This is a genomic window from Methanoregula sp. (assembly GCF_041645475.1).
Classification (GTDB): Archaea; Halobacteriota; Methanomicrobia; order Methanomicrobiales; family Methanospirillaceae; genus Methanoregula.
The window spans coordinates 89,731-111,787 of record NZ_JBAZQA010000010.1 but is presented as its reverse complement, the minus strand read 5'-3'; the positions used below and the strand labels follow the sequence as shown (position 1 = coordinate 111,787).

General features: G+C 51.7%; 20 protein-coding genes. 9 read left to right on the top strand and 11 right to left on the bottom strand.

The window, feature by feature from the left end:
• Positions 1-176: 176 nt before the first annotated feature.
• Positions 177-1,709, top strand: coding sequence for a carboxylesterase/lipase family protein (locus WC598_RS09540; protein ID WP_372961264.1), 1,533 nt, complete (start codon positions 177-179; stop codon positions 1,707-1,709).
• 162 nt (positions 1,710-1,871) lie between these two features.
• Here the strand turns inward: WC598_RS09540 and WC598_RS09535 are convergent, their stop codons facing one another.
• Together WC598_RS09535 and WC598_RS09530 are read right to left on the bottom strand one after the other, a co-directional pair.
• Positions 1,872-2,735, bottom strand: coding sequence for a RecB family exonuclease (locus WC598_RS09535; RefSeq protein ID WP_372961263.1), 864 nt, complete (start codon positions 2,733-2,735; stop codon positions 1,872-1,874).
• A gap of 74 nt (positions 2,736-2,809) precedes the next feature.
• Positions 2,810-2,992 carry a hypothetical protein gene (locus tag WC598_RS09530; RefSeq protein ID WP_372961262.1) on the bottom strand — a complete coding sequence of 61 codons (183 nt, stop codon included), beginning with the start codon at positions 2,990-2,992 and terminating at the stop codon, positions 2,810-2,812.
• Positions 2,993-3,334: 342 nt separating this feature from the next.
• Here WC598_RS09530 and WC598_RS09525 point away from each other — a divergent pair, with 342 nt between their 5' ends.
• Positions 3,335-4,252 (top strand): ABC transporter ATP-binding protein, encoded by a 918-nt coding sequence (locus WC598_RS09525; protein ID WP_372961261.1) that lies wholly within the window; start codon positions 3,335-3,337, stop codon positions 4,250-4,252.
• Between the two features lie 3 nt (positions 4,253-4,255).
• Positions 4,256-5,002: an ABC transporter permease gene (locus tag WC598_RS09520; RefSeq protein WP_372961260.1), complete on the top strand. Its 747-nt coding sequence runs from the start codon at positions 4,256-4,258 to the stop codon at positions 5,000-5,002.
• Positions 5,003-5,100: 98 nt separating this feature from the next.
• Here WC598_RS09520 and WC598_RS09515 read toward each other — a convergent pair whose 3' ends face one another.
• Both WC598_RS09515 and WC598_RS09510 read right to left on the bottom strand, forming a co-directional pair.
• Positions 5,101-5,748 (bottom strand): hypothetical protein, encoded by a 648-nt coding sequence (locus WC598_RS09515; RefSeq protein WP_372961259.1) that lies wholly within the window; start codon positions 5,746-5,748, stop codon positions 5,101-5,103.
• An 872-nt stretch (positions 5,749-6,620) separates the two neighbouring features.
• Positions 6,621-7,046 carry a hypothetical protein gene (locus tag WC598_RS09510; protein ID WP_372961258.1) on the bottom strand — a complete coding sequence of 142 codons (426 nt, stop codon included), beginning with the start codon at positions 7,044-7,046 and terminating at the stop codon, positions 6,621-6,623.
• An 804-nt stretch (positions 7,047-7,850) separates the two neighbouring features.
• Between WC598_RS09510 and WC598_RS09505 the strand changes: the two genes are divergently transcribed.
• Positions 7,851-8,405 (top strand): TATA-box-binding protein, encoded by a 555-nt coding sequence (locus tag WC598_RS09505; RefSeq protein ID WP_372961257.1) that lies wholly within the window; start codon positions 7,851-7,853, stop codon positions 8,403-8,405.
• 159 nt (positions 8,406-8,564) lie between these two features.
• On the opposite strand, the gene WC598_RS09500 is transcribed toward WC598_RS09505, so the two are convergent.
• The 3 genes from WC598_RS09500 to rsgA all read right to left on the bottom strand — a co-directional run bounded on the left by WC598_RS09500 (position 8,565) and on the right by rsgA (position 11,471).
• Complete coding sequence (locus WC598_RS09500) at positions 8,565-8,798, bottom strand: DUF2164 domain-containing protein (RefSeq protein ID WP_372961256.1); 234 nt, start codon at positions 8,796-8,798, stop codon at positions 8,565-8,567.
• A gap of 625 nt (positions 8,799-9,423) precedes the next feature.
• Complete coding sequence (locus tag WC598_RS09495; RefSeq protein ID WP_372961255.1) at positions 9,424-10,239, bottom strand: hypothetical protein; 816 nt, start codon at positions 10,237-10,239, stop codon at positions 9,424-9,426.
• 134 nt (positions 10,240-10,373) lie between these two features.
• The gene (gene rsgA / locus WC598_RS09490; RefSeq protein WP_372961254.1) at positions 10,374-11,471 is read right to left on the bottom strand and encodes a ribosome small subunit-dependent GTPase A; all 1,098 of its coding nucleotides are present in this window, start codon (positions 11,469-11,471) and stop codon (positions 10,374-10,376) included.
• Between the two features lie 196 nt (positions 11,472-11,667).
• Here rsgA and WC598_RS09485 point away from each other — a divergent pair, with 196 nt between their 5' ends.
• Positions 11,668-12,099, top strand: coding sequence for a nuclear transport factor 2 family protein (locus WC598_RS09485; RefSeq protein WP_372961253.1), 432 nt, complete (start codon positions 11,668-11,670; stop codon positions 12,097-12,099).
• A 105-nt stretch (positions 12,100-12,204) separates the two neighbouring features.
• Here the strand turns inward: WC598_RS09485 and WC598_RS09480 are convergent, their stop codons facing one another.
• Positions 12,205-13,005, bottom strand: a complete 801-nt coding sequence (locus tag WC598_RS09480; RefSeq protein ID WP_372961252.1) for an ABC transporter substrate-binding protein — start codon at positions 13,003-13,005, stop codon at positions 12,205-12,207.
• Between the two features lie 209 nt (positions 13,006-13,214).
• Between WC598_RS09480 and WC598_RS09475 the strand changes: the two genes are divergently transcribed.
• On the top strand, positions 13,215-13,769 hold the full coding sequence (locus WC598_RS09475) for a TATA-box-binding protein (protein ID WP_372961251.1): 555 nt from the start codon (positions 13,215-13,217) through the stop codon (positions 13,767-13,769).
• A gap of 323 nt (positions 13,770-14,092) precedes the next feature.
• On the opposite strand, the gene WC598_RS09470 is transcribed toward WC598_RS09475, so the two are convergent.
• Entirely contained in the window at positions 14,093-14,641 is a 549-nt protein-coding gene (locus WC598_RS09470) for a hypothetical protein (RefSeq protein ID WP_372961250.1), read from the bottom strand.
• 196 nt (positions 14,642-14,837) lie between these two features.
• Here WC598_RS09470 and WC598_RS09465 point away from each other — a divergent pair, with 196 nt between their 5' ends.
• The 3 genes from WC598_RS09465 (at position 14,838) to preA (ending at position 18,708) form a co-directional block, all read left to right on the top strand.
• Positions 14,838-15,416: an exonuclease domain-containing protein gene (locus tag WC598_RS09465; RefSeq protein ID WP_372961249.1), complete on the top strand. Its 579-nt coding sequence runs from the start codon at positions 14,838-14,840 to the stop codon at positions 15,414-15,416.
• A gap of 310 nt (positions 15,417-15,726) precedes the next feature.
• Positions 15,727-17,397 carry a cache domain-containing protein gene (locus WC598_RS09460; protein ID WP_372961248.1) on the top strand — a complete coding sequence of 557 codons (1,671 nt, stop codon included), beginning with the start codon at positions 15,727-15,729 and terminating at the stop codon, positions 17,395-17,397.
• Between the two features lie 66 nt (positions 17,398-17,463).
• Positions 17,464-18,708, top strand: coding sequence for an NAD-dependent dihydropyrimidine dehydrogenase subunit PreA (gene preA, locus WC598_RS09455; protein ID WP_372961247.1), 1,245 nt, complete (start codon positions 17,464-17,466; stop codon positions 18,706-18,708).
• A gap of 127 nt (positions 18,709-18,835) precedes the next feature.
• Here preA and WC598_RS09450 read toward each other — a convergent pair whose 3' ends face one another.
• The gene (locus WC598_RS09450; protein WP_372961246.1) at positions 18,836-19,780 is read right to left on the bottom strand and encodes a hypothetical protein; all 945 of its coding nucleotides are present in this window, start codon (positions 19,778-19,780) and stop codon (positions 18,836-18,838) included.
• Positions 19,780-21,450: an AAA family ATPase gene (locus WC598_RS09445; RefSeq protein ID WP_372961245.1), complete on the bottom strand. Its 1,671-nt coding sequence runs from the start codon at positions 21,448-21,450 to the stop codon at positions 19,780-19,782. Before WC598_RS09445 ends, WC598_RS09450 begins: the two co-directional genes overlap by 1 nt.
• Positions 21,451-22,057 lie beyond the last annotated feature (607 nt).

Genomic DNA, 22,057 nt, shown 5'->3' with positions numbered 1-22,057 from the left:
TGGCCTCTCCAGATCCAAATTCCCTGCGTCCGGCCCCGGTACCGACGCAATCCTCTTTTTGCCCGCTCCGGTACAGCATCCGGAACCACTCCCCGGTAAAATCCGACAGGTTAATTTCGTCATAATCCAACTGAAAAAGTCAGATACCCATGACAACCGCAGGGAAAATTACGGATTTGGCAATTTGTATACAGGTTTTTCTTTTGATTGCCGGTCTCGTACTGGTTGCCGGGTGCATCCAGAAAAATCCAGGGCCCGGCCCGGTTTTAACGGGGGCTGGCGTTGTAACAACCGATGCCGGCTCGCTCCAGGGAACAACGGAGAATGGCATCACGGTCTACCGGGGCATTCCCTATGCAGCGGCCCCGGTCGGGGACCTCCGGTGGAAACCCCCGGCAGCGGTCCAGCCATGGCCCGGCGTGCGGAACGCGACAGAGTATGGTGCAGTATGTCCCCAGCCGAAATCAGGCGAATTCGATGTAATGCCGGTCATGAGCGAGGACTGCCTGTCCTTAAACGTCTGGACACCGGCAAAGAACCCGGACGAAAAACTCCCCGTCATGGTCTTTATCCACGGGGGTGCGTGGAAGACCGGGGCCGGATCCCAGGCGCTCTTTGACGGGAGCTCCCTTGCAGACAAAGGGGTTGTTGTCGTCACGCTCAATTACCGGCTCGGGGCACTCGGGTGGATGGCACATGAGGAGCTGACGGCTGAGTCACCCCATAACAGTTCGGGCAATTACGGGATCCTCGACCAGCAGGCTGCCCTGAAGTGGGTTCATACGAACATCGGTGCGTTCGGAGGCGACCCGTCACGGGTGACGGTATTCGGGGAATCTGCGGGGGGAAACAGTATTTACGCCCATCTGGTGAGCCCGGGGAGCAAAGGTCTTTTCCGGCAGGCGATTATCGAGAGCGGCCCGTTCTTCTCCGATGATGCAATGGGAACCGTCTTCCGGCCACGGAGCGAGGCCGAGCAGTACGGGATTGAATTTGCCCGGGGCCTCAACATCTCCGGTTCCGGAACGATCCAGCAGATGCGGGCGCTCAGTGCTATGGAGATCCTCAATGCAACCCCGGAACTGAAGTCTCCGTTCCGGACCATGCGGACCATCCAGTTCAAGCCGATCACGGACGGCTGGATCATTCCCTCCGCCCCGCAGGAAGTTTTCCGGCAGGGAACGCAGAACCCGGTTCCCCTCATTGTCGGGAACAATGCCGCTGAAGGAATACCGCTTGCGCTCGATGCAAACATGACGGTCCCCGAGTACCGGCAGTATATCCGGGAACGTTTCGGAAAGAACGCCGACCAGATCCTTGCAGCGTACCCGGCCGGCACGCCCGCTGAAGTCCAGGCCCAGACTGAACGGGTCATGACCGTGTACGACTTTGACCATGCCTCAAAACTCGTTGCCGGGTCCATGGCCGGGCTGAACCAGAGCACGTACCTGTACCGCTTCACGTATGCCCTTCCCGGCCAGCCCTATGGGGCATACCATGGCAGCGAGCTGTACTTCATCTTCCGGCATTTCCCCGGGGAACCGGACCCTGCGAGTATCAGGGTATCAGATACGATGATGGACTACTGGACACAATTTGCGAAGACCGGCAGCCCGAACGGCAAGACGAACGTGAACTGGCCGGAGTACGATACACGGACCGGCCAGTACCTTGATATCAATACTACGTCCAGTGTCGCAACCGCGTAGTAACGTGTGAGTGGGGAGTAGTACTCCCCTGTTCACCAATGCCGGACTTTGAGCCCGGACACCGGACCGATGTCAGGTTTGAAGGCTGCGGTCGTGCTCCCGCTCATTTTCATGGGGGCTGGCCGGTCCTGGATTCTCCCCATTCCCATCAGGTTCCTCCACTCATATTCTCCCGGGCCTGGCATCCGGACAAACCTCTGCAAACCTGCAGCTCAGGCACTCCCGCTGCGAGGGCCGGGCCGGGAAATTGCCATACTCATACGAGGCGTTCATCGCTGCATATTCTTTGGGGATCATCTCCTGCATGTCGTGTAACTGTTCCTCGTAGAACCGGTAGGGTTTTGTTGCGCCGGTTTTCAGGAAGACGAGCTCGGTGCTGATCTCGTCAGCACTCATCTTGTAGTATTCCTGAGCCCAGAGCACATAGGCTGCCATCTGGAGTTCCGTCTCGTACTCGTCATCGTCCCGCCCGGTCTTCCAGTCGGTGAGAACAAGCGTGCCGTCCGGCATCTTACCGACAAAATCCACCTTGACCGTTACCCCCACGTCCCCGATCTGGAAATGATCGAACTGCTCGTGCCGGAGGCATTCCCGGGTCGCGTAGCCCGGCCATTTCCCAAAGAAGGTCTGGAGACAGGTCTTCCCGTTCGCATCGATGTATGAAAAAAATGAGGAGGGGATCTTCTCGCCGTTATGGTACTCGGTGAAGGTCTCGCCGCCGATATCCCGGTAGAGCGATACTTTCTTCGAGAAGGATTTCATCGCCCCGTCCAGGTCCATCGGCTTGTTCGTGCAGTGGCATTCGATCTGCTGGTCGATGATGTCGTGGATGAGCTGGCCCTGGACAACGAACTTGGACGTGAAATTCTTGAGCCACCGGATTTTTTCTTGGCTGACAACCGGTGCCGATTTCACGTACGGGGCAATGTACTCGAAGTAATACTGGCGCTGGCACCGGTTCCAGACCCGGTGTTTGGTGAAGGACCAGGTGTTGATGGAAAAGAAGAACGGGTCAAGGTCTGGCATTATGGTTTAGGTGAGGGGAATGCGACGATATAGGTTCGTATCCGATTCCTGTACCAGGGTGGAGAGGGAAAGGATCAGCTGTCAGCGGTATCGAATCGTTCAACGTAACATTCGCCGGACGATCTCTTCTCCCCGGGTTTCAGGTGCAGGAGAAGGCTGTCGGCATGCTCTGAGCAGACATGCGCAAAACAGCACCCGATTGACTGGAACCCGATGGCCTCTTTCCCGCATACAGCGCACCGTTGTCTTTCCGCCATGATACTTTTCTTTTGTGTCTTTTTGCAGGTATATCTTTTTGATCTCCCGCTCCGGAACTTTTGGGCGGCCCCGCGTGTATCCATGGAGACGGTCCCGAAAATACCTCCGCTGGCACCCGGGCCGGAAATTTACCGGCGTTCTGGAAATGGAAGTACCCAGAGCCCCTTGCAGGGCCGGGTGTATCATAAAATTTTTTTTGGCATCACCTGTGTAAGATATGACCTCTTTTTGTCAGCAATGTCTTTTTAAAAGAGGTGACGGATCGCGGGGAAACCATCTCCCGAAAAAACAGATATCCTCATCAGGTATTCCGGAGAATGTAGATTCCGGAACACCACGGTATGGATGCTATCATTGCAAGGAATCTTCAGAAGACCTTTGGGCCGATCACCGCTGTTGACGATGTCAGCATTGCCATACCGGAAGGCGGCATCTTCGGATTCCTCGGACCGAACGGGGCCGGGAAGACGACAACGATCCGGATGATAACCGGTGTCCTGACACCGGACGCCGGATCGGTGCGGATCCTTGGAACGGACGTGCAGGAAGACCCGCTCACCGCAAAGCTGAAGATGGGCGTTATTCCGGAGAACGGCACGGTGTACAGCGATCTCACCGCAGAGCAGAACATCCTTCTCACGGCAAAATTTTTTGGCATGGATACGGCAGACCGCAGGAAGCGGGCCCATGAGATCCTCGGACAACTCGGGCTCCTGGAGCGGAGAAACGATCTTGTCCGCACCTTCTCGAAAGGGATGCGCCAGCGGATCAGCATTGCGTGCGCCATCGTCCACTCCCCCCCGGTCCTTGTTCTCGATGAACCTACCACCGGGCTCGACGTGTACAGCCGCAGGCTCGTGATCGATACGGTCCGGCAGATGAACCGCGGGGGCAGCACGATCCTGCTCACCACGCACAACATCGAGGAGGCAAACGCTCTCTGCACAACCATCAGCATCATCAACCGGGGGAAGATCGTGGCAACCGGCAGCCCGGAGAAACTCAAGAAGACCTTTGATACCTCGCGGTATGTCGAGATATCGTTCGACCAGCCGGTGGGGCCGGCATTATTCTTTGCCCCCTTTATCACCCGGGCGGAACCGTGGGGGGACAAGTGGCGGGTGTACACGGACGACCCTGACCGGGCGGTGAAGCACCTTGCCCGGGTTGCAGAGCGGGACCACCTGGCGATCGTTTCCATTGCAACCTCGAACCCCACGCTTGAAGAAGCGTTTGTCCAGCTCACTACGGGGGCCTGAGCCGTGGACTGGAAGATCTTTTTCCGCAGCACTCTCGTGATTACCGAGAAGAACATGCGGATCTATTACTTCAAGGGCCCGGTGGTGATCTTCGGCCTGCTCTTCCCGCTCATCATGTTCCTCACGTTCTTTATCGGACGGGACCTCGATCTCATCCTGTTCTTCCCGGGGTTTCTGGGCATGATGCTTTTCTTTACCGCATCGTCGGTCGGCCCGCTCATCACCCCGTGGGAGAAGCGGGAGAAGACCTACGAGCGGCTCGTCTCCCTTCCCGTCATCCTTGAGAATATCATCCTCGGCGACCTGCTGGCCGGGGCGATCTTCGGCTTTGCCATCACGCTCATTGTGTATCTGGCGTGTGCACTGCTCTTTCCCATCCCGCTTGCAGGTGCCGGGCTCCTTGCCCTGGGATTTGTTCTCGGATCGGTTGCATTCGCGGCCCTCGGGACCCTGCTGGCATCCCCGACAACCGATAACCCTTCGAACATCATGATGCTCTCAAGCCTTGTCCGTCTCCCGCTCATGTTCATATCAGGAATCTTCATCCCGCTCAGCCAGCTGACCGGGCCGTTCTTTCTTCTTACCTCCCTCTCCCCGCTCACCTACCTTGTCGACCTGTTCCATGCCGCACTGAACGGCGATGCCGTCTACCCGCCCTGGGTAGATGTGCTGGTGCTTGTTGCCGTGATCGTCCTCTTTGTCTGGCTGGCAAAGATCATCCAGAAACAAAACCTGGTGAAAGGAATTTAATTGGCAGAGTCCGAAACCGACCGGGGCAATGGGGAATTTCGGATACGGGATCAGTAAAAACGCAGAAAAAATCAGTGATACCGGCTCTGTCCCGGCGATTATACCTTAACCCCGTTCCAGAACCGGGTGGTATTTTTCAGGGCCTCAGGTCCCTCCGGTAAGTCTACCCAGTGGCCGTGGAACGATCTTCCATTCGCTGCCTGTTCAAATTCAAAGTATCCCGTGTATGTCCCGGTGGGGTCGGTGTCGGACCACATGCCGGTAAGCCGGGCTCCGTTCGTGGTACCGTTGAGCGTGCCATAGCAGTTGCCGGTAAGATCTGCCGTTGCATTGGCCGGGCCGCTGCAGTCATCGCCGCTGGTATAGGTTCCCGTCACGGTCGAACCGGTCTGGGTGATATTAAAAACCTCGACAAACAGCCCGGTCTCCCCGAAATTATATGTCGTAGCCCAGATGCCGGACCATGACATGGTTGTGGCTGCCGTTGTGGTTGCGGCCGTTCCTGCCGGGGCAGGCGGGAGCGGAGCAACGGTTCGTGTTGCCGGCGTTACTGTTGCCGGTGAGGTGCCGGAAGTGCCCGTGCAGCCGCAGGCGATTATCATGACACAGACTACGCCCGCAAGAATCAATGCAATGGCTTTTTTCATGAAACAATCTTTTACCTGTCTCTTCTTACCGGTAATACATACTGCTGCAATAACCGTGCACGTTTCCGGGTCCTGCCGGCGTCCCCCGGCCTGCAACATTACCTCCTTTCCTCATTCTCAAAAATAATCCCCGCCCAAAAACGAGTGATGTTCCTCTTCCCCGCAACCAAAAACCGCCGGCCTCTCCAAACACTCTGCACCAGCGCAACAGAAACGTATCCCGGGTGGTCCGGCTGGCCTTAGCCTTCTGCGATAACGAGGGCGACTGCGAAAGCCTCAGGAGTTTTATCATTTATCTTGGCGGATTTCCCGATTCCCATGGACTCTGCGAATATTCACGGCTTCATGACCGGGCAAAACGGGATGGGATCTTGCTCTCTACCGTGCTCCCGCAGTTCAACGCCGATGTGGAGCGAGCATCGACCGTGCCCATAATCCCGATTTCGATCTGCCTTCGGTCACTCCAAAATTTTTGCGGTGCAGGCTTGAGACAAATCTCCGCCGGAAACAAACCTTCTGTACTATGAAAGCACCGCAGGACCGGGATTTTTCCCCATCGCGATCACGATCCTTATCAGAAATCAGATCCGGATCAATCAAACCCTGTTTTTTTCAATCAGACCCTGGTGAAAAATTTCAATCGGATCGTGATAGAAAAAACGTACCTGCGTTGCGGTTTCCGTTAGAGAGTGCGGGTCGGACAAGTGTATCTCCCGGATCGAGAGTACGACAAAGCCCTCTTCGACAATGACCCTGGGTAATTCCCTTTTAGCACACTTCCCCTTCGTCGCCCCTGTTCCTCTCACCCTGGGTTATCTGGTCACTGGTTTTTTAAGAATAATCCAACCGACAATTTGCAGTAAAAAATTTCTTTCACATCCTGCCCGAAAAAAACCGATGGTGATCCGGATCGCGATCGAATATCCGAGCCGGATCAACCCGGTACTGAAGGAAGCCACAACTGGTTGCCATCATGGCATCCTGTCTTTGGGAGCTTCAGTACCGACAATATCCATCAGGATAAATTTACAGGGGACGCTCGTTATGTTGAATGTCGTTCCCCGTGCGGAGATATTGCTGTAGACCCTGTTGACAATGGTCTGGTTTACCCGTTCATCCGGGTTCATCAGGACCACGATTGAACCGTCCCTGTCCTTTACATACCCGAGAACCAGTCCTTTCGGGTATTTATCAGGCCCGGTATCCGCGTTCGATTCGTTGATGAATGTATCCATGAGGACCGGATTTTTCAAAAAAACCGTTCGCTCCGGGTTTTTCTCTCCCAGATCGAATGACGCAATAACCCATTCCTCCGGAACATGTGGTGCCTCCGGGGAAGGTGACACATGAGGTGGTGACGTATTCAGGGTCATCTTCTGGTCTTCGTTTTGTTTCATGCTCACAGGGATAAGAACACATAGGCCAAGAATTATCCAGAGGATTATTATGCCGATTGTTACTCGCCGGTTCATTCACACTCCACCTGTTTCATAAAAAAGGTATTTTATCCTGTCAGCGGGGTTATCCCGTTGAGATCCTGCCGGATACCCCTCCCCATTCAAACTATTGTATACAGATGACGATCTTCCCATGTGAATTCCTACAACTACTGTCTCACCAGCAGACCATTTTTCATATATTGGCGTTCCACTATCCCTATTCGTTAAGGAGTATGTAATATAATATTGATTATCAATATATTTCCTATAATACCTGCGTTAAATATTTCCCGTATACAGAGTGCTCCCGCTTGTCACTCCCGAGGAAACTCAAGACATGTAGACCGTAGATGTGGACGGATAATCATCCCCGTAATCAAAGGTAGTGTATGGAGAACCAGATTCGTACACGTTTGGATCACTCGTAATGCCACTGGTAAATTGTGTCCATGAAGAATCGGAATATGTGCTACCCTTTGAAGTGATATAACCGAGTAAAGCCCCGTTAATTGGACCCGGCGGGTACAATTCTGCTCCTGCATATCCAATGTGACCGGTTGTGACAACGCCACGATTTCCAGAAGACACGTTTCATCCTCAACAGGCCGGGTGCATATCATATCCATACTAAGAGTCCGCTATCAGCAGAATATAATATAATCACGTGTATGATATTTTTTGAGCATGACGGCTCAATCCCTCCGATCCCCCCATAAATGTTATCCGTTAGTATTATGCTCCCGCGGACGTCATAGAAAGGAGATGTCCGGTAAAAAATACGAATCCCTGAAGATCGAAAACATTGTTGCCTCCGGTGCCATCGCGGAGTCTATTGATCTCGCTGCTTTCACGGAAAAGACTGAGAACTGCGACCTCAATACGAAACGGTTTCCCGGGGCGGTATTTCATATTACAGATCCCAAGATTGCGTGCCTTATCTTCTCGTCCGGCAAGATCGTGATCACCGGTGCCCGTGATGAAACGGCGCTCGGAGCCGGGCTTGCTGTTGTCATGAAAGCGTTAAATGCTGCCGGGATTGTTCCCCTCAAAGAACCAAGGGTCAAGGTAACCAATATCGTCTGCTCGTACAATCTTGGCAAATACATCAATCTCAACAAGCTGACCGTTACGCTCAATGTTGAAAATGTCGAGTACGAACCGGAACAGTTTCCCGGGCTGGTATTCCGGATTGCGGATCCGAAGATCGTTGTCCTGATCTTCTCGTCAGGAAAGATCATTCTTACAGGGGGCAAGAACCTCGACGATGTCAGAAGGGGACTTGATGTCCTCGAAAAGAAGCTTGAAAGCGTTCTTTAAAAAAGGAACCCTCCCTTTTTTCTTCCGGTAAACCCCGGCATTGTTCCGGTGAATACCGTGTCTGTTATTCTGCGTGGAGAATCTCCTGTACGCGGTTCGGGAACCGGTATTGCGGGAAATGGCTGATGCCCCCTCCGGTCCGAGGAGTTGCGCCCGGTGTTATTTCCGGATTGACAGAAGATCTTCTGCAGCATCCTGCATATATTTGTGAGAATCCAGGACGCCCTGGTTGTAACATTCCGGGGCAATCTTTTCCAGGATGAAATCCAGCATCAGGCCGGCAGCCAGATCGCCAACCTCCTCCCCCCGCTCTTTTGAAAAATAATTCCGGATAGATACGATCATGTCGTCCCGTATCTCCTTTGTTACTTTTATCGTGTTTTCTTTTTTCATAGCATCATCCTCTTTTAAAATTGCACCCGATCCCCAAAAAAGCGTTCTCTGTCACACCCGCTGTTCTCACCAGTCAATCCGGCTGGTCCCGGTCCAGAATTGAATCCGCCTCAGCACACGCCGGCAGGGAATGGGTAATCGTTCTTTTCGGGTACCGGCGAACTATCCTGAGTACGCCGGTTTTCCTCTCTCCTGATACGCAAACCTGGCGGGCTTTTATTCCAGAAAACCGGCTCCCCGATTAGGCAATGGTGACAGGTATTTACAAGAAAACGCCCGGACTTACCGTCCCATCATCGTTCTCATTGCGGAATCCACAACAAAGACCGGGAGAGTGGGTATAATTCTTTGCACACAATCCGCGCTGCCCGAAGCCTTTCGTGCGGGATATACCGATGGCATAAGCGAAGTACATCCGGTCCCGTGCCATGAATGCCCGGAACTGATCCACAATCCCGTCTCTCTTCTTTTCTGGATATGTTTTTGGATCCGGTTGGTATACGGAAATGGTTATTCCCCTGCCATTTTCCCGGCTGCAGGATAGTCCGGGAGGGTTTTTACAGGGATCAATCGATCCGGAATAAAAAAAACGGGCGGGATGAGATGCCCGGCTGTTCCTTTGGGATTATACTCTCACACCATTCCAGATCTGGGTGGTATTCCTCAGGGCTTTTGGCCCTTCAGATGCGTATACCCAGTGGCCGGTGAATGCTTTTCCATCTGCGGACTGTTTAAAATCGAACGAGCCTGAATAGGTCTCGTTGCTGCTGGTCTCGGACCAGGTACCGAAAAGCCGGTTTCCCTGTGCTGCCGCTTTTACCGTTCCGGTGCCGTTGTTGTAGGTTCCGTTCACGGAAGAACCGGCCTGTGTCAGGACAAGGATCTCATTGAACGTTCCATTTTCCGCGGGAGTATATCCCGTGTTCCAGGTTCCGGACCAGGATGCGGGCGGGGAGACTGCCCTGACACCGCTCCAGGTCCTTGTCGTATTCTCAAGGGCTGCTGTGCCTTCAGATGCGGGAGCCCATGTCCCGGTGAACGAGCGTGTATTGTTTGCCAGTACTAACCGGAATATCCCCGTCTCGTTCCCGAAGCCGGGGCGGTCGTTCCAGGTACCGGTAAGCGTGTTTCCCTCAACTACCGCGGTGAATGTACCGTTATTCTGGATCCCTGTCACGGATGACCCGGTCTGGATAAGGACAAGCGTCCCGCCAATGATCCCATGTCCGGAACTAAACGATGTATTCCAGGTTCCGGACCAGGGTGGAGCGGTGGATGCAGGTGTGGTTGCTGCCGCCGCTGCCGGAGCGGATGCTACCGGGGCAATGGTTGTGGCAGCGGGTGTTGTTGCCGGCGTTGTACCGGAAGGACTCGTGCAGCCGGCAGCTATCAGCATGAGACAGACAAGGCCGGCCAGGATAAGTACAGGTGATTTTTTCATGAAATAACCGTTCACCGGTCTCTTTTTACGATAAATAAACCCGGCGGGGATGATTTTGTACCTGCCTGGCCGTCTTTTACGCTCCCTCCACCCCCATCGTTTCCGCATCTGCCGGAAATTGTGCCGGGTTCTTTTTAAAAATTCCCTTTTCCTTTCGAGATCTCCTTTGCCATTTTCGTAATTCCCTTCCACTTCTTTCGTTCGGAGCGCACAAGTCCGATGCCGGCTTTCTCCTGCTCGAATGCCAGCTCCCGCTGTAACCGGTGATAATTCTCCAGCCGGGATGCAGAGAGGGTTCCGCTCTTCACCGCTTCCTGCACCGCACAGCCCGGCTCCCGGTCGTGCCGGCAGTCCGAGAACCGGCAGCCCTCCGCAAGCGTAAGGATCTCGGAAAACGTCTCGGCAATGCCGGATGAGGCCGTTCCGATACCAACCTCCCGCACGCCGGGGTTGTCGATCATAAGTGCCCCGCCCTCCAGCACAAAGAGCTGGCGGACCGTTGTGGTATGCCGTCCCCTTCCGTCAAAATCCCGGGTTTGCGAGGTTTCCTGGACGCTGTGGCCAAGGAGCCGGTTGATCAGCGTGGATTTGCCAACACCCGATGAACCGATAAGGGCGATCGTTGTTCCCGTAAGAAGGAATGGTTCGAGCCGGTTGATTCCCTCATTGTTCAGGGCACTTACCGAAATTACCGGGATGCCGGATGAGACCGGAATAATGCTATCGGCAATTGTTGCAGGATCCGGGGCAAGATCGGATTTGTTGATCACGATCACCGGGCGGGCACCGGACGCGTGGGCGATTGCGAGGTATCGTTCGATCCGCCGGGCATTCAGGTCATGGCCTGCTGCGGTGACGATAAATACCGTGTCGATATTTGCCGCTATGACCTGATCCGTCCCCTCCCTGCCGGACGCCCCCCGCGTGAACACCGTCTTCTGCGGAAGGATGTCAACAATTGTTGAGGAGCCAGCCTCCGGCTGGTGGAGCAGTACGACAAAATCCCCCACTGCGGGAAAGCGGCCAAGCTTTTTCAGGGCCCCGGAGATCCCGGCCGTAACCGATCCGCCCTCGATGAAAACCTCCCATACCGTCTTCTGCCGGCAAACCACGCGGCCGGGCACGTAGGGTCCGGTATATTTTGAGAATGATTTTGCATGTTCTTCTGTCCAGCCAAGCTGTTTCATGGTAGGGGAATGCGGCTCTCCGCATCCAAAATCAGACGTGTTCATTCGTAAAAAACCTGAACGTATGGTAAAAAGGTTGCATGCAAAGTGTCAAGTGGTTTGTGGTCGGGTTTGTCAATTACCATCATCTGCCGGTAACGATCACGTGAACCCGGGCATCTTATCGCGTATAATTGCGTCCCTTTTTTTCCAACTGCTATCAATAAAAAAGATAATAGACCGGTATCGACAATCAATTGTTATGACACTCACAGAATCTCAGAAAGCTGAAGTAACAGAAACCATGCAGGCGTATGTCACGGCATACCGGATGAAGGACATCAAGGGGCTGTCAGCGGTATTCTCCCGCGACATCAGCGGCTTTGGCAGCGGACCCGATGAAGTGATCGCGAATCATGCCGACTTCATGCAGCATACGAAGCGCGATATGAGCCAGGCAACCATTCTCGCGGCAGAATTTACGGAACGGAAGATCTTTGGCGATGGCAGGATCGCTTGGGTAACGTCAAAGAGTTCGTTGACGTTCACGATTGACGGGACAAAAAAGCAGACTATTCATGGCAGGTCCACGATGGTGCTGCAGAACCGGGGTCGCGGCTGGAAGATTGAGCAGCTTCACTTCTCCCTGCCCTATGGAGACCAGTCTGCGGGGCAGTCATTTCCCGGCGCATAACCCACCCTTACCGGCGCCCGGCCAAGGAGTGCCCCTCCATTCATCCAAGGGGATGCTCCCGGCCAGGGCCGGCATTTTTTTGCGGTTGCGGGCAGGCCCGTTGTATCATTCCAGCCCGTACTTCTGCAACACCTGCTGCCAGTAGGGATCTTTTTCCAGCTGTGCAAGCCCGTCATTGATCCTGGAAAGTAATTCCGGGTCGGTTTTCCGGACGGCAACGGCGTACCTGTCCTGTGCCGGCGTTGTGCCGAGAATGGCGAGCGGTCTTCCGGCTATCGCCAGCTGCTGGGACGGGGCCTGGATGATGGATGCATCGACCGTACCGTTCTCAAGGTTCATGGTCAGTGTGGAAATGTCTGCAAACCGGGACAGGTTCGAAGCCGGCATCTTTCCCGGCTGTATGAGATTTTTTACCACCCAGTCAGCCTCGGACGATCCCGCCTGGACCCCGATCCGGAGCCGGCCGTTGTAGAGGTCCTGCATCGTGACATTGGATCCGTATCGGACCGCAATTGTCTGGTTCACGGTGAAGTACGGGTGCGAGAAATTCACCTTTTCCCGCCGGTCATCCGTGATTGTCATGCCCGACCAGATGATATCAACGGTCTTCGACTCAAGGGATGGAACTGCATTCTCCCAGGGGATTGCTATAAACCGTACCTGGATTCCTTTGCGCTCTGCCACCCAGCGGGCGGCGTCGATGTCCAGCCCCGAAAAGTTCCCCCCGCGATCCATTGACGTGAACGGCGGAAAATCCCCGTCAACCCCTATGACATATACCGGCTGTGCTTCCTGCGGGGCAATGGCGGCAGGTTGTGGTGGCGGGCTTTCCGGTGCGGATACGCACCCGGCAGCGACAAGGAGCAGACATATAAAGCCAAAAAAAACAACGAGCGTTCCCTTCATAAATCAATTCAATGCCGGTTCAGGATTTATGTGTTTTTTTAATTGAGGCCTCCCGTTCCTGGCGGCCGGCCCGGGCCTGCACTGCCACGCGGTTACGCGCCATTCCCCGGGCGGGAAACTCGACTCACTGGTATTCTGGTGCCATCCGGCAAACCTCTCATAAATGTTGTCCATTAGGCTTATGCTCCAGCGGACGTCATAGAATGGAGATGTCCGGTAAAAAATACGAATCCCTGAAGATCGAGAACATAGTTGCATCCGGTGCCATCGCGGAGTCCATTGATCTTGCAGCGTTTACCGAGAAGACGGAAAACTGCGACCTCAATACGAAACGGTTTCCGGGCGCCGTCTTTCATATTACGGATCCCAAGATTGCCTGCCTGATCTTCTCTTCTGGTAAGATTGTGATCACCGGTGCCCGCGATGAAACTGCGCTCGCAGCCGGGCTTGCAGTTGTCATCAAAGCGTTGAAATCTGCGGGGATCGTCCCTCTCGATGAGCCCCGGGTCAAGGTAACCAACATCGTCTGTTCGTACAATCTTGGTAAATACATCAATCTCAACAAGCTGACCGTTACGTTCAATGTTGAAAATGTTGAGTACGAACCCGAACAGTTCCCCGGGCTTGTCTTCCGGATTGCGGATCCAAAGATCGTTGTCCTGATCTTCTCGTCGGGAAAGATCATTCTCACCGGCGGTAAGAACCTTGACGATGTCAAGAGGGGTCTTGACGTCCTCGAAAAGAAGCTTGAAACCGTTCTCTAAATCAAGACTCTTCCCTTTTCTTTGCATCAGTACCCCGGCTTCATGGCAGTGAATGCAGTTTCTCAAATACTGAGTGCCCTTACCCTGTCGGACACCCCGGTACATGCCCCCTTTTTCTCTCTCTTTCCTTCCGCACTTGTTGCGGTTGTCATATCATACGTTCCGGAATGAAATGCAAACTGTTTCCCTCAGAAATGCAGGCAAAACCTTTGGGACCGTATTCGTCAGCAGGAAGTTGAAACGCCCGATCCTGGGTAATCCGGCATGCGTTTTGTGAATCTGCACCTGCAAAAGAACAAAAAAATACCGGTGTGGCTCTTTTTTCAGAACGTGACAAATGAGCCGATGATGATTGACATGATGATGGAGCCAACGATAAATATGACAATCTGCATGGGATTGAGGTCCACAAAGGCAACCTCCCCCGTGTTCATCTTCTTTGCCAAGCGGTATGCGTCGTAGACCGCATAACACCAGATCGCGATGAGGATCAGGAGATAGACTTCCGGCTGGGCAAGGCTGTGAATCAGGTTCTTAAACGAGGGGATGTCCGCACTCATGGCCATGAGATAAAACTGTGGGGATGCGATCGTGTAGAGCAGGTAGACAAGATAGAAACAGGACCAGAGGAAGACCCCGAACCCGCCCCTGCCATTATAGGCCTGCCCGAGACCGGGCCAGATGGCCGAGGTTATTGCCGAGATGATCACATTTTTTTCCTTTTTTACCGCAGGAACAGAAGCCGGCTGGGATGCCGGGATTGATGGCGATGGCGGGGGAGACACCGGAACCGGAACTGCCTGAAGCGATGCTCCGCAGAATTCACAGAATTTTCCCTCCGGGGTATTTTTCCCGCAATTCGGACAAATCATCTGCACTCCTTCCTCACACGTATCAAGGTAAAACCTGTATAAATATATTTCCCGGTGATAATCTCCGTCAAAACAGAATTTCCGTAATACTCGTGTTGTTTTGTTGTCTGCGTCTCTCCACCGTTTGACCGGAAAAGATGAACCGGCAGAACCATAATCCTGCAAAAAAACCAAATGCGATTATCCCTATATCCGGATGGTGCATCTTTTTCTCGATACAGAAACCACCGGCCTCCCAAAATCCTCAGAGAACGCTGCCGATAAGTACCCGAGAGTGGTCCAGCTGGCCTGGGCATTATACGATACTGACGGCACCTGTACGAGCCGGAACAGTTTTATCATTTACCCGGTGGATTTTACCATTCCCCGGTGCGCTGCGCGAATTCACGGGATCACAACCGAACGGGCGAAAAAAGAAGGAACCTCGCTCCATACCGTGCTCCCGCAGTTCAATGCCGATGTAGAGAAGGCTGCAACGGTCATTGCCCATAATCTCGCATTCGATCTGCCGGTTGTAACCACGGAATTTCTGCGGTGCAGGCTTGAAACGAATCTCCACGAGAAACAGAAATTCTGCACCATGAGAAACACGGAGATTATCTCGTGGTGCAGGCTTCCGACAAAGTCCGGCACGAGATACAAATGGCCTACGCTCACCGAGCTGCACCGGCAGGTGTTCGGCTCTGAATTTTCCGGCAGCCACGATGCGGGTGCCGATGTGGAAGCCTGTGCCCGGTGTTATTTTGCGTTAAAGGCGAGGGGAGTTATCAGCTAGGGATCTGATACGGACGCCCCTCTTTTATCCGCGGGCACCCGGTGTTTTCTCATGAACCGTATGGGATTGTATGGATATGGTGATGGGGGCGGATACTTCCCCGTCCCTTTGCACGGGACCCCGCTGCCACGGCAGGATGGGACTGCGGCGGGGAAACCCCCTCACCGGAATTTTTTTATAAGGCCCGGAGGTGAACGCCCGTTCATGTGCATTTCTTTTAGGAAAACCGCACACAACCGGGCCTGAGTTTTCCGGGCGGCACGGCGTCATTTGACAATCTTCATTGCGGTTTGACGGCAATACGAGTGATATGAAGGCATATCCCTGTGCGGTGATTCTTCTCATCCTCGCGACGTTCCTGGTGCTTGCGGGGTGCACCGCTCCGGCATCCAGCCCGGAAACCGCTGATATGAAATCTGTTGCCACTGAGCTCACGTTGTCCATCAATAACGGCCTTGGCGAGTTAAAAGCCGGGCTTAAGAATACTTCAGACAATCTCTCCGTATCCGGCCTTTCCGGCACAAATGCCGACACGGTCCTTGCAGAAAACCTCCGGCACTACCCGTGGGCGTATTCATCTGTTGTCATATCGCGGGATGGCATCGTCAAAACCTTAGTCCCAAAAAATACGGTTGTCCAGCCCGGCCTGAACCTGAGCGGACGGGTACAGGTTGACGATGCAAATACCGCCCGGGCCCCGCTTGTCGGCCGGGCTTTCCGGATGGAAGAAGGGTGGCCGGCAATCTCGCAGAGTTACCCGGTTGTCTCGTCTTCAGGTGAATATCTTGGCTTTTTGGATATCACCTATCCCCCGGAAACTTTCCTTGGCCGGTATATCGAACCGGTGATGAACCGGACCGGATATGATGTCTGCGTGGTCCAGGCGGACGGGACCGAGATCTACGATACAACCCGGGAGGAGATCGGGAAAAATATCTTATCGGACCCGGTCTATGCAGATTCCTCCGTGAAGGACATATCTGCCCGGATCACAAAGGAACCGTCCGGTTCGGGGAAGTACACGTTCTGGGACCGGGACTGGAACCGGAACGTCACCAAGACTGCCGTCTGGGAGACTGCGGGGATCGACGGGGCAGTCTGGCGCGTTGTCGTAACCAGTGCTAAAACCGACAGCAACGCTAACATCTCCCCTGCTGCGACCTCTGCACAACCGGCAACTGATGCCCGGCAGAAAAACCTTACCCGTTTTGTCGAACGGGCTGTAGCGTATGCAGACGGGCACGGGAAGGATGCGGCAGTAGCTGAGTTCAACAACAAAACCGGCCCGTTCATTGACGGCGACCTGTACGTATTTGCGTACGAGAGGAACGGGACCGTCATTGCCCTGCCCTACCAGCAGGGGCTTCTTGGGACCAACCGTATCGCCATCACCGATTCCAATGGTGTACGATTTATTGAACGGCAGACCGAGGTTGCCCGTGAGGGCGGGGGCACGGTCTACTATATCTACCCGAATCCCAGTGACAATTTCCGGGATGAGTTCAAGGTGTCCTACACCCAGCCGGTGGACAGCGGCTGGTTTGTCGGTTCGGGGATTTACCTGCCGGAGATTCCCGCACGGTTCAATACCTCGGAACGGGACGAACTTGTCGGGAGGGTGAAGCAGGCAGCGGAATATGCCCGGGTGCATGGCGCAACAAAGGCAATCGCGGACTTTAATGACAAGAACGGGACATTTGCCGACGGGAGCCGGTATATCTTTGCCTACGGCACCAACGGGACAACACTTGCTCTCCCGTTCCAGCCGGAAGTGATCGGCACCAACCGGATGAACTTTACCGACAGTCACGGCGTAAAAGTTACTGCGTGGGAGTGTTCCGTTGCAAAGAGCGGGGGCGGGTTTGTGTACGTGGAGTACCTCAACCCGGACACGGGCAAGGCCGGTCTCAAACTCTGCTATGTTGTTCCCGTTGACGAGACCTGGTTCGTGGGGTCCGGAATCTATACCGACCGGATGTGAGAATTTCCCGTCCGTAAGAACAACCATATGGATTCCCGGCGCTATTTTCTGGTAAGGAAAAACGGCATGCCCGCATCAGACCTCTCGCTTAAAACCACTCTCGGCCCGCTTACGCTCAACAACCCCTTCCTGCTCGCATCCGGTCCCCCGACCGCGTCTGGCGAACAGATCCGGCGGGCATTCCGGCTTGGCTGGGCGGGAGCGGTAACAAAGACCATTGTCCCGGATACCATGGAGATCCTGGATGTCTCGCCCCGGTTTTCGAGCTGGAAGGATGAGAAGGCCGGGCTTCTCGGCTTTGAGAACATTGAACTGGCCAGCAAACGGGATGTCCCGTACTGGACCTCGGAGATTGCTGCAATCCGGAAAGAGTTCCCGGACCGGGTCCTCATTGCGAGCATCATGGCCCCGGGCGATCCTGCGGAATGGCAGGATCTGGCCGGAACCGTGCAGGACGCCGGGGCGGATGCGATCGAGCTCAATGTTTCCTGCCCCCACGGCATGCCCGAGCGGGGGACCGGGGCTGTCATCGGGCAGCATCCCGATCTCGTGGCCAGCCTGACGCGGGCGGTGCGAAAGGCAGTAACCGTCCCGCTGATCGTGAAGCTCACGCCGGGCGTGACAGATATCCTGCCGGTTGCAAAGGCAGCGGTCGATAGCGGGGCCGATATGCTTGCGGCCATCAACACGGTCCCGTGCCTCATGGGAATCGATCTCGAGACGCTCGAACCCTTACCCTCTGTTGCCGGCCACAGCACCTACGGGGGTTACTCGGGGCCGGCGGTGAAACCCATCGGGCTCCGGATCGTTTCGCAGATCGCCCGGGAACTGCCGGTCCCGGCCCTGGGTATCGGCGGGATCTCCTGCTGGGAGGATGCCGCCGAGTACATCGCGGCCGGGGCCTCGGCAGTCCAGGTCTGCACGGCGGTCATGTGGAACGGGGCCGGGATCATCCGCGACATGAACGCAGGTCTTTCGGACTATCTTGCACGGAAACACTTTGCGGGTGTCGGGGAACTCCGGGGCCGGGCCCTCTCCCGGATCGGGACGCATGCCGCACTTTCAGCGGGCGTCTTCTCCGCTGCAACGATTGGCTCTCCGGAGCGGTGCACATCCTGCGGGCGGTGTGTTGTGGCCTGCCGGGATGGCGGGTATCATGCGATCTCTCTTGCGGACCGGAAGGTCGTGATCGATGCCGCCCGGTGCGACGGGTGCAGTCTGTGTTCGATGGTGTGCCCGGAGGGCGTGATTGTGATGCGGGGGTTTCCGGGGCGGGGGTCCGAGCTGCACTCGCAGGGAACCCTGCCGTAAGTACTGCGATGAATGTGTTGATCAGAAAAGAGCTGGTTGCGGGAGTTTCTGCAACTGAAGGGAGGCATTCCTTCCTTCGATATCAACTCCCGGTCAGGCTTCATTAGGTTTGAGTGGAGATGTTTGACTAACTATTTTCAATTGACTCGGTCTTTTTTAAGACATTAAATGAAGTATTATTTGTTTCCCATTGGAGAATTGAGGAGTATAATCCAGTTTTTTTAAATGAACTCTCGTTATATGCGGTTCGTAAAATTTCCTCTAAAGAACTTTTGTCTCTCCAGTGTTTCACTCGATCATAATCTCCAAAATTATGAATAAATCCATAATGTAATATTGCAACTAAGTCATGACCTCTACACATTTGCCAGGGGTATGTTTTTCCGAGTTTGATTATATTGTCCGGATCGGGAATTCTCTCATCAAAAATATCAGATAACCTCATTAATAATGCATTATTAATTAGATTTTGAAAGTTAATTCTTTGTAATTCATGATGTAATTTTATTCTATCCAATCTGAACGTCTCTTGTGAAATTATATTACTATAAAGTATTCCTTTGAAATCCCATGATTTTTTTTTCAATTGATTAAAAATGCGTAAATATCCAATATATAACGCATTGTCATAAAGAATTTCCCGAATGTTATTTCCAGAGTTTGCTTCTAATAACTCAATTTTTTTGTCAACACCATATTCAGAAAGAACTGATTCTAAAGCATCGGAACAAAGAATGATTGAATCGATATCCGTCATATCGGTCAGAATAAGATTACTGAATTGACAATTTTTTTTTAAAATAATATCAAAATCAGCATCGGCAATTCCGATAAATCCTTTAAATTTTCCATCCAATAACGAAAAAGACTCAAGGATTTTCTTTTTACCGCATGCAATAACGGGAATTGATTTTTTTTTATCAAAAAATTTTTTATATAATCGGGAATCGGAACTTCCTTCAACAAGAACAAAAGAACCTGAATATCCTTGATCTTCTCGCTGAAGTCGAATTTCGTTTCGGATTTCGTTTGGTGTAGGTTTTAATTGGTTTAAATCGTCGCAAATATCCATTATACCTTGCCTCCAACTTTTACCATCAAGTCATCTCGATCAGCGATAATAGCCGGAGCATGTGTTGAGATCATAATGTCCATCGCGTTTATTTTTACTATATCCGATAAAATCTCAACAAATTTTCTTTGCCAGCCGACATGTAACGAAATCTCAGGTTCATCAATTAAAACAAGAGCACTGTCTGGTACTTCAAATAAGAATTTAAAAAATAAGATGACAATATGCTGTTCACCCGATGAGAGATTACTTGGTGAAATTTCAATATTTGTTTGAGTGTCAATAAACCAAAAACCCTTATCGCGAGAAAAACAAATTTTTTTCTCAGTAAAAAGGTCCGAAATAATTTGTTGAAATTTTTTCATTTTATTGTCTAAAGAATTGTATAAGTCTAATTTCTCGCTCGTATGTTTTATATATAAGTCTAATGCAATTCGTGCATCCGGTTTAGTATCAATATCGTTTATCGAATAATGACTTGTGATATCTTTCTCTAATTTATAGAGGCCAAATTCAGCTAAATGTTCTTGTGTTTTTCTTAAATGTTCAAAATCCTCTCTTATTGTTTTTGACACCTCCCTATTATTACTTAAAATACCCTCCATCAATATATTCATAAATGTTTGATCTCGTTCCTGTGAAGCTTCATTATATGCTTTTTCTGCGGCATTCATCTGACTTTTTAATTCATCAGCACAAATATTCACTCCTTTTATAATTGTATCATTACCCATTTTCATACGACTACTACTAAAAACCTGTAATCTTTGAGATCCAATTAACAAAGGACGAATATTTTTTGATAATTTGAGTAAGTAATTTTCGAGAGTATTTTGATAATCGGAAAGATTTCGGTTATTTTTCACAATTAAACGTTGTCGTTCTCTTAGAGATTGTCTTCGGATTTTTTCTTCAGTCTCTTCAATTTTCATTCGAACAATTTTTATATCATGTAAAAACCGATTCCTTGTATCCGGAGTAATATTTTGATTTACTCTCATCTCATTTTCAAGATTTACGTGCATATTACGAAGACGAAATAATTCTTTCTCATAGTGATCATGGATATTTTGAGAGTCCGTATCTTCTTCGAGAAATTTTCTGATAATGAAGTTAGAATAATAGAGTTTACTTTTTTCATCAAGATCTTGAAGGTACTCCATATCTTTTAGTCTCAATAATATTTCTTGTTGTAATTTTTCTAAGTCTTCAAATGAAATAAAATCTAAATATTTTTCCGAATGTTCAACTCCAGTGTTAACAAGAATTTTTTCTGATCCACTTCTTGAAATAAAGAAATATTCACTGCTAATATCCTCAAGATTGTCTGGTGATTCAATTACAATAACAAATCTTTCGTCATTCAGAATTCTTTTATAATAACATAATTTCTGAAGATTTTTGCAATCATCAAGACCGGCTGCAAAAAGGCAATTTTTATACAAATGTATTACTTGAAAGTTATCAAAGGATAATGAAATTTTTGCAAAAGGGATTTTAGATAAATCTCTGAAATTTAATTTAAAAAAATTATTAAGAATTTCCAGTACTGTAGTTTTTCCGCTGCCATTCGGACCATGGATTATCGTAATTCTATCCTCATTACGAAGGGATATAGCAAAATTATACTTATAAAACAATTTTTCTATCGTTATTTGAGATAATCTCATATTTCAGTAATTAGTTCTGTTCATAATAATATACATGATGATTTCATATTCACTTCTCTGAATAATCCCACACATGATCCAATGATCCCCGCGATCACTCGCCCAAATATCCTAAAACACGATTTCACATGTACATCTGTAAAACAATCAAAAACGGTCGAAACTCTCCCCCATTTTCGCGAATTATGACCTCTGGATCCGGAAAAAGAGGGAATCGGAGCCCTATACGCAGAGATCCGGGAAGTACTCCCAAACGTGGGGAATCCCTTACCGAAGAATGTGCCCTTGCTCTCCCCCTCCCGACAAGATCCCGTGACCCCACACCTGTCTCATGCCAAAATACGCCCGCACAGGGCTTCGTTTGCTATCCAGCCCGTTTTCACCGTTGCGGTGGACAGCAGATTGGGCCCGGATTTGGTTCCTGTGGAAAATGTGCTTAAATATCGCCCCGTTTGCCAAAATCTGCCTGGAAACGACCTCACAGAATGGCCCTTAATGGTGTTCTAATCGGGATCTTTTTCGCCACTATCGTTACCCCATCTGTGCCCAGGAAATGCCAACCGGATGCGGATAACGAGGTCATATATCCGGGGGAGAATAAAAAGAA